The organism is Oryzicola mucosus (assembly GCF_014534685.1).
Classification (GTDB): Bacteria; Pseudomonadota; Alphaproteobacteria; order Rhizobiales; family Rhizobiaceae; genus Oryzicola; species Oryzicola mucosus.
The window spans coordinates 200,329-213,323 of sequence record NZ_JACVVX010000005.1 but is presented as its reverse complement, the minus strand read 5'-3'; the positions used below and the strand labels follow the sequence as shown (position 1 = coordinate 213,323).

13 protein-coding genes and 1 pseudogene are annotated in these 12,995 nt (G+C 61.9%); 12 read left to right on the top strand and 2 right to left on the bottom strand.

Features of this window, described 5'->3' with window-relative positions:
* Window positions 1–36: 36 nt before the first annotated feature.
* From gatC to ICI42_RS16850, 4 genes are all read left to right on the top strand, one after another.
* Window positions 37–324 (top strand): Asp-tRNA(Asn)/Glu-tRNA(Gln) amidotransferase subunit GatC, encoded by a 288-nt coding sequence (gene gatC, locus ICI42_RS16865; RefSeq protein ID WP_188165757.1) that lies wholly within the window; start codon window positions 37–39, stop codon window positions 322–324.
* A gap of 7 nt (window positions 325–331) precedes the next feature.
* Entirely contained in the window at window positions 332–811 is a 480-nt protein-coding gene (locus tag ICI42_RS16860; RefSeq protein WP_188165756.1) for a GNAT family N-acetyltransferase, read from the top strand.
* A gap of 12 nt (window positions 812–823) precedes the next feature.
* On the top strand, window positions 824–2,305 hold the full coding sequence (gene gatA, locus ICI42_RS16855; protein ID WP_188165755.1) for an Asp-tRNA(Asn)/Glu-tRNA(Gln) amidotransferase subunit GatA: 1,482 nt from the start codon (window positions 824–826) through the stop codon (window positions 2,303–2,305).
* Window positions 2,306–2,370: 65 nt separating this feature from the next.
* Entirely contained in the window at window positions 2,371–3,171 is an 801-nt protein-coding gene (locus ICI42_RS16850) for a YdcF family protein (RefSeq protein ID WP_188165754.1), read from the top strand.
* Here the strand turns inward: ICI42_RS16850 and ICI42_RS16845 are convergent.
* Window positions 3,117–3,865: pseudogene (locus ICI42_RS16845) on the bottom strand (DUF599 domain-containing protein). The gene ICI42_RS16850 and the pseudogene ICI42_RS16845 overlap by 55 nt on opposite strands.
* A gap of 278 nt (window positions 3,866–4,143) precedes the next feature.
* Here ICI42_RS16845 and ICI42_RS23980 point away from each other — a divergent pair.
* The 5 genes from ICI42_RS23980 to ICI42_RS16825 all read left to right on the top strand — a co-directional run bounded on the left by ICI42_RS23980 (window position 4,144) and on the right by ICI42_RS16825 (window position 7,825).
* Window positions 4,144–4,275, top strand: coding sequence for a hypothetical protein (locus ICI42_RS23980; RefSeq protein WP_269140784.1), 132 nt, complete (start codon window positions 4,144–4,146; stop codon window positions 4,273–4,275).
* Between the two features lie 162 nt (window positions 4,276–4,437).
* Window positions 4,438–5,844, top strand: coding sequence for an L-serine ammonia-lyase (locus tag ICI42_RS16840; RefSeq protein ID WP_188165753.1), 1,407 nt, complete (start codon window positions 4,438–4,440; stop codon window positions 5,842–5,844).
* A 68-nt stretch (window positions 5,845–5,912) separates the two neighbouring features.
* Complete coding sequence (locus ICI42_RS16835) at window positions 5,913–6,350, top strand: DUF1489 family protein (protein ID WP_188165752.1); 438 nt, start codon at window positions 5,913–5,915, stop codon at window positions 6,348–6,350.
* 60 nt (window positions 6,351–6,410) lie between these two features.
* Window positions 6,411–7,133, top strand: a complete 723-nt coding sequence (locus tag ICI42_RS16830) for a VWA domain-containing protein (RefSeq protein WP_188165751.1) — start codon at window positions 6,411–6,413, stop codon at window positions 7,131–7,133.
* Complete coding sequence (locus tag ICI42_RS16825) at window positions 7,130–7,825, top strand: DnaJ domain-containing protein (RefSeq protein ID WP_188165750.1); 696 nt, start codon at window positions 7,130–7,132, stop codon at window positions 7,823–7,825. The genes ICI42_RS16830 and ICI42_RS16825 overlap by 4 nt, the downstream gene beginning before the upstream one ends.
* A gap of 55 nt (window positions 7,826–7,880) precedes the next feature.
* Here ICI42_RS16825 and ICI42_RS16820 read toward each other — a convergent pair whose 3' ends face one another.
* On the bottom strand, window positions 7,881–9,224 hold the full coding sequence (locus ICI42_RS16820) for an SPOR domain-containing protein (RefSeq protein ID WP_188165749.1): 1,344 nt from the start codon (window positions 9,222–9,224) through the stop codon (window positions 7,881–7,883).
* A 303-nt stretch (window positions 9,225–9,527) separates the two neighbouring features.
* Here ICI42_RS16820 and ICI42_RS16815 point away from each other — a divergent pair, with 303 nt between their 5' ends.
* From ICI42_RS16815 to clpA, 3 genes are all read left to right on the top strand, one after another.
* Entirely contained in the window at window positions 9,528–9,857 is a 330-nt protein-coding gene (locus ICI42_RS16815) for a phasin family protein (protein WP_188165924.1), read from the top strand.
* Window positions 9,858–10,124: 267 nt separating this feature from the next.
* A complete protein-coding gene (gene clpS / locus ICI42_RS16810) occupies window positions 10,125–10,454 on the top strand; it encodes an ATP-dependent Clp protease adapter ClpS (RefSeq protein WP_188165748.1) in 330 nt (109 codons plus the stop codon).
* A 7-nt stretch (window positions 10,455–10,461) separates the two neighbouring features.
* Window positions 10,462–12,942, top strand: a complete 2,481-nt coding sequence (clpA, locus tag ICI42_RS16805; protein ID WP_188165747.1) for an ATP-dependent Clp protease ATP-binding subunit ClpA — start codon at window positions 10,462–10,464, stop codon at window positions 12,940–12,942.
* Window positions 12,943–12,995 lie beyond the last annotated feature (53 nt).

The window sequence follows — 12,995 nt, the reverse complement described above, 5'->3', positions numbered from 1 at the left end:
GGCTCTGTCTTGTTTCCCGGCGATCCGGAGTTTTCGATGTCCGTAGATATTCAAACCGTCAAGCGCGTCGCGCATCTCGCCCGCATCGCGGTGAGCGAGGACGATGCGCAGCGCATGACCGGCGAACTCAACGCTATCCTGGGCTTTGTCGAACAGCTCAATGAAGTCGACGTCAGCGGCGTCGAGCCGATGACGTCGGTGACGCCAGTGGCGATGAAGAAGCGCCAGGACGTCGTCACCGATGGCAGCAAGACAGCCGATATCGTCGCCAACGCGCCGGCGACCGACGAGAACTTTTTCCTCGTCCCCAAGGTCGTGGAATAGGCCGGCGATGTCGGTCACGGTTGCTATCGAGACACCGCTGCAGGATGATGTGCGCGAGCTGGTGGCGCTCCTCAACGCGCATTTGCTGCCGCTCTCGCCGGTCGAGTTCCAGTTCAAGATGACCGTGGAGCAGATGGCGGGATCGGACACGATTGTATTCGTTGCCCGCGACGAGGACAGAAAAGCGGTCGGTTGCGGGGCGTTGAAGCTCCACGGAGGAACGCTCGGCGAGGTCAAGCGCATGTATACGCTGCCCGCGGTGCGAGGCCAGAAGGTTGGAACCGCGTTGCTCGACGCGATCACGGAACTGGCGAAACAGAAGAAGCTTGACCGTCTCGTGCTCGAGACCGGGATGGGCGATGGTTTTGGCGATGCCTGGCGGCTTTATGAACGCTCCGGCTTCACTCGCTGCGGCGCCGTGCTCGACTATCCGGATTCAGGCTTTAGTGCATTTTACGAAAAGCGCCTCGCAGTCGCGGCGCACTGACAGGATTTCACCATGACCGACCTGACAGCCCTGACAATCGCCGAGGCGCGCGACCAGCTGAAGTCCAAGGCGTTCAGCGCAAGCGAACTCACCGATGCCTATCTGACCGCCATCGATGCGGCCAATCCGGCGTTCAACGCCTATATCGCCGTCACGCACGACAAGGCGCGGGCCATGGCCGCTGCTTCCGACGAAAAGCTGGCGCGGGGCGAGGGCGGTGCATTGGAAGGCATCCCGCTGGGGGTGAAGGATCTGTTCGCCACGGAAGGCGTCCACACCCAGGCCTGCAGCCACATTCTCGACGGCTTCAAGCCGCGTTACGAATCGACCGTCACAGCCAACCTCTGGGCCGACGGCGCCGTCATGCTCGGCAAGCTCAACATGGACGAGTTCGCCATGGGCTCGTCCAACGAGACCTCCTATTACGGCCCGGTGATCAACCCCTGGCGCGCCAAGGGTTCGAATGCCGATCTGGTGCCCGGCGGCTCGTCAGGCGGCTCGGCTGCCGCTGTCTCGGCCCGGCTGTGCGCCGGCGCGACGGCGACCGATACCGGCGGATCGATCCGCCAGCCTGCCGCCTTCACCGGCACAGTCGGCATCAAGCCGACCTATGGCCGCGTCTCGCGTTGGGGCACGGTGGCTTTCGCCTCTTCGCTCGATCAGGCGGGACCGATTGCCCGCGACGTGCGAGATGCCGCGATCATGCTGAAATCCATGGCTTCGGTAGATGCCAAGGACACCACCTCCGTCGACATGGCGGTACCGGATTACGAAGCGGCCATCGGGCGCTCTGTGAAGGGCATGAAGATCGGCATCCCGAAGGAATACCGCGTCGAGGGCATGCCTGAGGAAATCGAAGCGCTGTGGCAGAAGGGCATCGCCTGGCTTAGGGATGCTGGCGCGGAGATCGTCGACATCTCCCTGCCGCACACCAAATATGCGCTGCCGGCCTACTACATCGTGGCGCCGGCGGAAGCCTCGTCCAACCTCGCCCGCTATGATGGCGTCCGCTACGGCCTGCGCGTGCCGGGCAAGGATATTGCCGACATGTACGAGAACACCCGCGCCGCCGGCTTCGGACGCGAGGTGAAGCGCCGCATCATGATCGGCACCTATGTGCTGTCGGCCGGCTATTACGACGCCTATTACCTGCAGGCGCAGAAGGTGCGTACGCTGATCAAACGCGATTTCGAGCAAGCCTTTGCCAACGGCATCGACGTGATTTTGACCCCGGCCACGCCTTCGGCCGCGTTCGGCGTCGCCGACCAGGACATGGCGGCCGATCCAGTGAAGATGTATCTCAACGACATCTTCACTGTGACGGTGAACATGGCGGGCCTGCCCGGCATTGCCGTTCCCGCCGGCCTCGACGCGCGCGGCCTGCCCCTCGGCCTGCAACTGATCGGCCGTCCGTTCGACGAAGAGACGCTGTTCCAGACCGCAGGCGTGATCGAGCAGGCGGCGGGCCGCTTCACGCCGGAAAAGTGGTGGTAAGCTCTTTCAGCTTGGCGGCAGCCGGTAGCAGCCTGCCGGAGCCGCCGACAATCTGCGGAGAGTGAATGTTCTTCTATCTGTCGAAAATCTTCTGGTTTTTTGCCCAGCCGCTGAATTTCGTCATCCTGCTTCTGTTCATCGGCGTCGTTGCCGGCCTGTTGGGTCGCCGCCGTGTGTTTATGAGCTGCGCCACGGTCGCTTTGCTGATTCTCGTTCTCGGCGTCTGGACGTCCCTCGGCGCGATGCTGATGACGCCGCTCGAAGACCGCTACCAGCGCCCTGAGCCGCCGGCCGCCATTGCCGGCATCATCGTGCTCGGCGGCGGCTTCGAGGGTGCAATCAATCTCGCCCGTGGCGGCTATGAGCTCAACAGCGGTGGTGACCGCTTCGTTGAAACCGCCATCCTCGCCCGCCGCTATCCCGAAGCGAAGGTCGTTGTCTCTGGCGGCAACGGCTCGATGGTGCTTGACGGGGAGGGCGATGCCGACACCGCGCCGCGCCTGCTCGAGGCGCTCGGCGTGGAACGGGGCCGGCTCGTGCTGGAGAACCGCTCGCGCAACACCTATGAGAACGCCGAGTTCAGCAAGCAACTGGTCGCGCCGCAGCCTCAAGACACCTGGCTTCTGGTGACATCGGCCTTCCACATGCCGCGCTCCATGGCGCTATTCGAGAAGGCCGGCTTCAAGGTCACGCCATGGCCGACGGACTACCGCACATCGGGCGAGGAAGGCGTCGGCGTCTTTGCCGACAACGCCATCGATTCCATCCAAAACGTTACGCTGGGCATGCGCGAGTGGATCGGACTTTTGGCCTACTGGCTGTCAGGCCGGATAGATGAGCCGTTTCCAGGCCCTTCCGACGGCTGATCGATGACCGCAAGGCGCGCGGCCGAGAAGAACTGGCGCCGCACCAGGACGAACAGCAAGAGCGCCGTTGTCAAAAGCAGAAACTGCGGCCCGATGAACCAGCCGAGATAACCGATCGAAAAGAACACCCCGCGCAGGCCGGCGTTGAAATGCTTGCCGGCAAGCACGTTCATGCGCGTGACGCGGGAAATCGCGGCGATCGTGGCTGCGTCGAGCGGACCGGCGCTATGTACGATCGGCACTGCCCCCAGCAGGATCGTGCAATAGTTGAAGAGCCGATAGGCCCAGCCGAACTTGAAGAACGAATAGGCCAGGATCAGGATCAGCCCGATCACCTTGATTTCGAAGAGCCGGCGCGACGGAGCCTCGGTAATGGCAAGATCGGTGAGCAGGCCGAGCACGTTGTCGGATGCTCCCAGAAGCGCAAAGCACCCGCCCAGCGCGATGAGCGAGCTCGAGGCGAAAAATGCCGTGCCCTGCTGCAGTCCGCTCATAATGCTGGTGTCGACGATGCGCACCTCGCGCCGCGCCATGGTTTCGAGCCATATGCCGCGCTGCAGGTTCATCGCCTGGGTCAGCGACCTGCGCTTGAACAGCGCGCTCCCACCGCCAGCGAGTGACACTGCCAGGCAATCAGAAACAAAACCAGCGCAACATAGTCGCCGAGGGAGAGGGGCATGGTGCCGACCGACATGATGAACCCACGGTGCTGGATCGAGGTGACAGAGAGACGGCGCCGTAAAGATGCCATACCTCTTACGATCTGATAAATCAGAATCCTATCACAACACGTTGATTCCGTTAAAGGGCGGATAGTTCTCCACATGCGGACATCCGAAAATGCCGCGATTTCGCCACTTTTTGCAATTGCGAAGAGGGCGATTAAACGCTACTGAGCGGCAACAGAGGACAGCAACTTTCCTCCCATCTGTTGCGTTCACGATCATAAAGAACAGGGCTCGCGCATAAATCATGGATGATGGCGTCAACAAGTCGTGCTGGGGTGTTACGGCCAAGGCGATGCTTGGATTTGCAGGCTTCCTCCTGCTCGCCTGGCTGATCAGCAGCGGTTCCGATACGGCGGCATTGCTCGCAGCGAAGTAACCGGCTCCTTCCCAGGTGTTTCTGCAAGCGCGGGTCATCGGCCCGCGCTTTTGCGTTACGGCCTTGCGATGATGTCGCGACCTGCTCATATCTGTCGTTCGCCGAACAGCGTGCCGATCGTTGTCACCCGATGATGGAGGGCCACAGCCAGGAGGCCATTGCGTGTTTTTGTCTGTCTTCGACCTTTTCAAGATCGGTATCGGCCCATCGAGTTCCCACACGATGGGGCCGATGACCGCGGCTGCCCGGTTTCTCGATGAAGTCGCCTCCGACGACTGGCCGCGGCCCGCAGGCGCGAAGGTTGCGAGAGTTGGCGCGAGCTTGCATGGCTCGCTTGCCTATACCGGAATCGGCCACGGCTCCGATCAGGCCGTCATACTCGGGCTGGATGGACATACGCCCGTCGGCATCGACCCCGATGCCGTGGAGGGGATCATCGCCAGGATACGCCGCGAGAAACGCGTCTCGCCAAAGAACGGCCCAAGCTATGGCTTCGATCCCGACAGCGATCTCGTGCTGGACAGGAAGACGCCGCTTTCGGGTCATGCCAACGGTATGGCGTTTTATGCCTACGACGCGGACGGCCGGCTGCTGCTGAAGCGGATCTATTATTCCGTCGGCGGCGGCTTCGTGGTGTCGGAGGAAGAGTTGCAGCGCATGAAGGGGAAGGCCGGCCCGTCCCCTGACGGTGGAAAGCGGGTGCCTTATCCGTTCCGCAACGCAGCCGAGATGCTTGCGATGGCGAGCAAATCCGGACTGTCGATTGCCGAGATGAAACGCGCCAACGAGGAGACCTTCGTCAGCCGGGCTGAACTCGATGAACGGCTCGATGCGATATGGGGGGCCATGCGCTCGTGCATCGATCGCGGTCTCGCGCAGGAGGGCATCATGCCCGGCGGGTTGAAGGTGAAGCGGCGCGCCAAGCATCTGCATGAGCGGCTGCAGGACGAATCGCGGCTCAACCGGCCGAATCCGCTTTTGGCCAATGACTGGCTGTCGATCTACGCCATGGCGGTGAACGAGGAGAACGCGGCGGGCGGCAAGGTGGTCACCGCCCCCACCAACGGCGCCGCGGGCGTTGTGCCGGCTGTCATGCGCTACTGGCTGCATTTTCACGTCGAGGCCGACAAGGACTCGATCCGCGACTTCATGCTGACGGCGGCCGCCATTGGCGGCATCATCAAGACAAACGCCTCGATCTCGGGCGCCGAAGTCGGCTGCCAGGGCGAAGTCGGCTCGGCTTCGGCCATGGCGGCCGCAGGCCTCTGCGCCGTGATGGGCGGCACACCTGCGCAGGTCGAGAACGCGGCTGAAATCGCGCTCGAACACCATCTCGGCATGACGTGCGACCCCATTGGCGGCCTCGTCCAGGTGCCGTGCATCGAACGCAACGCGCTGGGCGCGGTCAAGGCCGTGACGGCCGCATCGCTGGCCATCAAGGGCGACGGCACGCATTTCGTGCCGCTCGATGCCGCCGTCGAAACCATGCGTCAGACCGGCGTCGACATGAACGAGAAATACAAGGAAACCAGCCTGGGCGGGCTCGCCGTCAATGTGGTCGAATGCTGAGCACAGCCGCTGTGCATAACTCTCTCCGGCATTGACGCTCGGCACCAGCGGTTTACAACCTCGTCGTCATGGCCTTGAACATGTTGAAATTGTGCGTCGGCTGCGACAGCGTCGAGGATCTGGAAGAGTGGATTGCCTTCCGGCTCGACGAGAAACGCCGCAATGGCGAGCCGGTCGAACAATATCACACCACCCGCATGGTGCCGACCCGCGCAGCTGAAATCACCGATGGCGGCTCGCTCTACTGGGTCATCAAGGCGAATGTTCAGTGCCGCCAGAGAATCATCGACATTCGTCCGTTCACCGACAGCGAGGGCATCGGTCGTTGTCACCTCGTGCTCGAACCGACGGTTGTCCGCACCGATTGGCAGCCGCGTCGCGCCTTCCAGGGATGGCGCTATTTGAAGCCCGAAGATGCTCCGTTGGATATCGGCGACACCAGCAGCGGCCTCGCCGCCGTGCCGGCGCAATTGCGCAAGGAACTCGCGGAACTTGGGCTGCTGTGACCTGATGCAGCATCGCGGCGGGGTTGCAAGAGCCTCGGCGACAGCACATCTTCTTCGCTTATGAGCGGCAAATCAGTTTCCACCGGAACAGACACCGGCAAACCCGTCGAGCGATCGGATTCGAAGGCTGTCGACGCCTTCGTGCGCCAGGCGCGGGCCATGGCAACCAAGCAACAGGGCGGCGGACGGCTGGTCCTGGCGCTTGACGCAACCATGAGCCGCCAGCCAACCTGGGACCTTGCCTGCAATTTGCAGGGCGAGATGTTCGATGCCGTCGGTCGTACGGGCGGGCTCAACGTTCAACTCGTCTATTTCCGTGGCTTCGGCGAATGCCGCGCGTCGAAATTCGTCACCGACACCGGCGCTCTCAAGAAATTGATGAGTTCCATCGACTGCCGCGCCGGCCACACCCAGATCGGCAAGGTTCTGTCCCATACGTTGAAGGAAACCGCCCGCTCGAAGGTCAGCGCCCTTGTCTATATCGGCGATGCGGTGGAAGAGAGCGTCGACGATCTCGCCGACAAGGCCGGGCAACTTGGTTTGCTCGGCACGCCCGTCTTCGTGTTTCAGGAGGGACGGGACGATGTCGCCGGCCGCGCGATGAAGGAGGTCGCTCGCCTGTCCAAAGGCGCGTGGTTCCGGTTCGACCGCAACGCCGCCGACCATCTGGCGCGCCTTCTCTCGTCTATCGCGGTCTTTGCAACTGGCGGCTTGCCGGCGCTTCAAGCGCGGGACCGGCAGGAGGATCGTCTGCTGATCGAGCATCTGCGGGGAGGGACATGACGGTGGTGCTGGCGCTTCTTGCTGCCGTGATCGCGCTTTTGGCGCTGATCTATTTTTTCCTGCGGCTGGATGCGGCAAAGCTCGCCAGGGTGTTGCCTTCGGCAGGTCCAATTGTGCTCGGCGCCGTCGGCGCCATTCTGCTGCTGACCGGCCGCGCCGCCATTGGCGGCGGCATCCTCACCCTCGCTATAGGATGGTACACGTCTCAGGGCCGGAAGCGTGCTGCGGCCAGAACGCCGGGGCGGCGGTCAACGGTACGCACGGCTGCGTTGGAAATGGAGTTGGATCACGACAGCGGCGGTCTCGACGGCTTCGTTCTCGCGGGACACCAGGAAGGCAAGACGCTCGCCGAACTCGGCGAGCAGGATCTGGTCAAACTCTATAGCGAGCTTTTCTCCGACCATGACAGCCGGCAGTTACTTGAGACCTATCTTGACGGCCGTTTTCCCCTCTGGAGAGAACACGCGAAGCCTGACGACGGCAACCGGCAGGGTGTTCCGCCAAGTTCTGGCGCCATGACTAAGGAGGAGGCCTACAAGATCCTTGGTCTTGAAACGGGGGCCGCCACGGCGGACATCCGAAAGGCGCATAGACGCCTGATGCAGCGCCTGCATCCCGACCTCGGCGGTTCGTCTTTCCTTGCGTCCCGCATCAACGAGGCTAAGGATATCCTTCTCTCCGATCACGACTAACTCTCCCTCGACACACAACATTCCTGGAGACTGCACTTCAGCGGTTCCGCCACGCCTATTGCTGGGTGGCATAGCAAGCGATCTTCTGCTTCTTGAGCGCGGTGCAGGCGTTCCACGCCGCATCCTTCGACGAGAAGCCGCCGAACCGGGCGCGGTAGTAGGTCACGCCGTCCTTCACGAACGGCACCGTGTAGCCGGCCGCCGAGGCCAGCACGGCCGATGCCTGCCGGTTGGTGGCGTCGAGCAAAGCCTGAGCTTCGGCGGCACTCGGCGACGAGGCGACCTGGACCGACCAGCCGGTGGGGATGGAGCCGGTGCTGACCGGATCGACCGATTCTTCTGAAACGGGCGCTGCATAGGCCTGGATGACAGCCTCGGCCGTCGGCACTGATTTCGCGGGACGGCGGACCGGCGCAACCGGCATCGGAGCCTGGGCGAGAACGGCTTCGACGCTGCCGGGGCGGCTATCGGGCGTGGGCACGTTTCTGTGGGGCAGCATGACGCTGGCAATCGCAGCCGTCGCAGTTCCAGCACCCGACCGGGCGATGAGCGCGCCGCCGCCGGATGTAGACGCCTTGGGCAGATACGCTGCGATCAGGTCGGCCATCTGGTTGTCGCGCGCGGCACCGCTGGTACCGCCCATCACGACAGCGACGATCCGGCGATTGCCTTCCGAAACCGAGGAGACGAGGTTGAAGCCGGAAGCGCGGGTGTAGCCCGTCTTGATGCCGTCGACGCCCTTGACACGTCCAAGCAGGCGGTTGTGGTTGGGGATAGTCTGCTTGCCGTATTTGAACGAACGGGTGGAAAAATACGCGTAATATTGCGGGAAATGCTCGCGCAGAGCGATGCCGAGCTTGGCCATGTCGCGCGCGGTCGTCTTTTGAGCCGGATTGGGTAGGCCATGGGCGTTCTGGAACACTGTGCCCGCCATGCCGAGGCTGCGCGCCTTAGCAGTCATGGCGCGGGCAAAATTCTGCTCAGAGCCGGCAAGCATCTCGCCGAGCGCGGTGGCGGAATCGTTGGCCGAGCGGGTAACCAGCGACAGGATAGCTGTCTCGACCGAGACGGAGCCGCCGGCGCGCACGCCGAGCTTCGTCGGCGATTCGGCCGCCGCCTTGGCGGAATAGGTGACGGGGCTCGACTTGTTGATCTTGCCGGCAGCCAAGGCCTCAAAGGTGAGGTACAGCGTCATCATCTTGGTCAGCGACGCCGGGAACCGCGCTTCGTCTGCACTGGAAGAATACAGGGTCTGACCCGTGCGCGCGTCGATGACGATGGCGGCATATTTCGAATTGGCCCATGCGGCGGCGGGGGCACACACGCCGACAGCCGTTGCCACAACGATCGCGAGAGATCGGAACGAGAAGAAACCGGATTTGATCGTAGTTTTCGACAACGCCTGACGCACCGTTACACCCTTGTTTTGTTGTTGGACCCGGAGACGGCAAAGGTTCCTGCCTCATCGGGACCGACTTTAGGGATGCGTCGTTACCAATCCGTTTATGGTAACCGGCGCGTTCACCATTTGGGCGAAGGTTTATTCGAATTTTCGTTAAAGGCGGTTAACCATGGGGCGCTGCGCCGAGCCGTTATCGAAATGAGGCGAAAGATTGACAGTTTGTGCGCCGCACCATAGTCTTTTATGCGTTGCACAATGCTTTTTGACCTTTTTGGCCGTAGCGGAACAAAGGATGCGGATATGTCCCAGACTTATGAAGATTTCAGCAAATACGGAAAAGAATTCGTCGATACCGGCATGATGAGCTTGACCTCATTTTCCAAAGGGGCACAGGCGATTGCCACCGAGGCGAGCGATTATACGAAAAAGAGTTTTGAGGCCGGCACCGCCGCCTTCGAAAAGCTATCGACGGCAAAATCCATTGAAAACGTCATCGCTATCCAGTCCGACTATATAAAGCAGAGCTATGAAAGCCTCGTCGCTGAAGCGAGCAAATTCGGCGAGCTCTACACCAGCCTTGCCAAGGAAGCCTACAAGCCCTTCGAGTCGTTCGTTGCCAAGGCCAAATAGCCAGGATTCCGATTTCGACGTGCTCAGGATCGAACCGATCCGGGCAACAAACCCGGCTGCGTCGCTCGCAGTCGGGTTTGTTGCGTTTCGGAATGTTTTTTTCGTCCGCACACACAATCGGGAAGGGGCTTAGCCACACGCCGTATTGTCACCGCGACAGAAGGGCTTAAAATCCGAAGCTGGGCACCTACATGATGAAGGACGCCAGACGCGGCGTAGAGGTGAAGCTAAGTGACTGGCGGGTGGCACGCTTTGAAGATGTCGAAAATGCAGGGCGGCGACAACAAGGACAACGGGCCGGGTCGCGGTACGGCTGTTATCACGCGCACCAAAACCAAAACGAAAAAACCTAGCCTCTATCGCGTCTTGATCCTTAACGACGACTACACGCCCATGGAGTTTGTGATTCACATACTCGAACGCTTTTTCCAGAAGGACCGTGAAGCCGCAACACGCATCATGCTGCACGTACACAACCACGGTGTTGGGGAATGCGGCATCTACACGTTCGAAGTGGCCGAGACCAAAGTGTCCCAGGTCATGGATTTCGCCCGTCAAAATCAACATCCGCTGCAATGCGTGATGGAGAAGAAGTGAGGTTCGAATGCCGGCTTTCTCCCAAGGCCTAGAAAAGGCGCTTCACCAGGCGCTGACGTTCGCCAATGAGCGTCATCACGAATATGCGACGCTCGAGCATCTTCTGCTCGCGCTGATCGACGATCAGGAAGCCGCGGCCGTCATGCGGGCCTGCAACGTCGAACTGGACGAGCTTCGCCAGACCGTCCTGACCTATATCGACACGGAACTCGACAATCTGATCACCGGCTATGACGAGGACTCCAAGCCCACGGCCGGCTTCCAGCGCGTCATCCAGCGCGCGGTGATCCATGTGCAGTCTTCCGGACGCGAGGAAGTGTCCGGCGCCAATGTGCTCGTCGCGATCTTCGCCGAGCGCGAAAGTCATGCCGCCTATTTCCTGCAGGAGCAGCAGATGACCCGTTACGACGCGGTCAACTACATCTCCCATGGCATTGCCAAGCGCCCCGGCGCTTCCGAAAGCCGGTCGCCGCGCGGCGCCGAGGAAGAAAGCAATGGCAGCGCCGGCCCCGAGGCTAATGGCGAGGATGGCGGCAAGAAGAAGCAGCAGGACGCGTTGACGGCCTACTGCGTCAACCTCAACGTCAAGGCGCGCACCGGCAAGATCGATCCGCTGATCGGGCGCGAGTCTGAGATCAACCGCACCATCCAGGTGCTGTGCAGGCGCTCGAAGAACAACCCGCTCTATGTCGGCGACCCCGGCGTGGGCAAGACGGCGATTGCCGAAGGCCTGGCCAAGCGGATCGTGGAGGGCGATGTCCCGGAAGTCCTGCTGGACGCCACCATCTTCTCGCTCGACATGGGCACGCTGCTGGCAGGCACGCGCTATCGCGGCGATTTCGAGGAACGGCTGAAGCAGGTCGTCAAGGAGCTCGAGGATTATCCGGGCGCCGTCCTGTTCATCGATGAGATCCACACCGTCATCGGCGCGGGCGCCACCTCGGGCGGGGCGATGGATGCGTCCAACCTGCTCAAGCCGGCGCTGTCGTCGGGTGCGATCCGCTGCATCGGCTCGACCACCTACAAGGAGTTCCGCCAGTTCTTTGAAAAGGACAGGGCGCTTGTCCGTCGCTTCCAGAAGATCGACGTCAACGAGCCTTCCATCGACGATGCGGTCGAGATCATGATGGGTCTGCGGCCTTATTATGAAGACTTCCACAAGGTGAAGTTCACGCCCGATGCCATCAAGGCGGCGGTCGAACTGTCCGCACGCTACATCAATGACCGCAAGCTCCCGGACAAGGCGATCGACGTGATCGACGAAACCGGTGCGTCGCAGATGCTGTTGCCGGAAGGCAAGCGCAAGAAGACGATCGGCATCAAGGAGATCGAAGCCACCATCGCCACCATGGCGCGCATTCCGCCGAAGACCGTTTCCGCCGACGACGAGAAGGTGCTGGCCGGTCTCGAGACGGAACTGCGCCGCGTCGTTTACGGTCAGGATACGGCGATCACCGCGCTGTCCGCTGCGATCAAGCTGGCGCGGGCCGGACTTCGTGAACCGGAGAAGCCGATTGGCTCCTACCTGTTCTCCGGCCCGACGGGCGTCGGCAAGACCGAGGTTGCCAAGCAGCTCGCGGCTTCGCTCGGCGTCGAGCTGATCCGCTTCGACATGTCGGAATATATGGAGCGTCACACCGTCAGCCGTCTGATCGGTGCGCCTCCCGGCTATGTCGGCTTCGACCAGGGCGGCCTGTTGACCGATGGCGTCGACCAGCATCCGCATTGCGTGCTGTTGCTCGATGAGGTGGAAAAGGCGCATCCGGATCTGTTCAACATCCTGTTGCAGGTCATGGACCACGGCAAGCTGACCGACCACAACGGCAAGCAGATCGACTTCCGCAACGTGATCCTGATCATGACCACGAATGCGGGCGCGTCCGACATGCAGAGGGCGGCGATCGGCTTCGGCTCGTCCAAGCGCGAAGGCGACGACGTGGAGGCAATCAACCGCCTGTTCACGCCGGAGTTCCGCAACCGTCTCGACGCGATCATCCCGTTCGGCTCGTTGCCGATCCCGGTCATCCACCAGGTGGTCGAGAAGTTCGTGATGCAGCTGGAGGCGCAGCTTTCCGAACGCGGCGTAACCTTCGACCTCGCACCCGAGGCCATCGCCTGGCTTGCCGACCGTGGTTATGACGAGCGCATGGGCGCGCGTCCGCTGGGCCGGGTCATCCAGGAGCACATCAAGAAGCCGCTGGCCGACGAGGTGCTCTTCGGCAAGCTCAAGAAGGGCGGCACGGTGCGCGTCACCGTCGAGAAGAAGGAGACCGGCGATACCGGCCTGAAGCTCGAGTCGCTGGCCGACGAGGCTCCGGTCAAGCCGAAGAAGGAAGAACCGGTGAAGCCGGCGGCGCGCAAGGCAAAGGCGAAAAAGCCTGTTGCCAAGAAAGCTGCCGCCACGCCCAAGCGAAAGACCACCGAGCCCAAGGGCAAGGAAGGCGGAAGCAAGCGCAGCCTTGTTCCGCAACTTCCGCGCAAGGGCTGATAGAGCCCGGAAACGCGCAAAGACGGGCCTGCGAAAGCGGGCCCGTTTTCGTT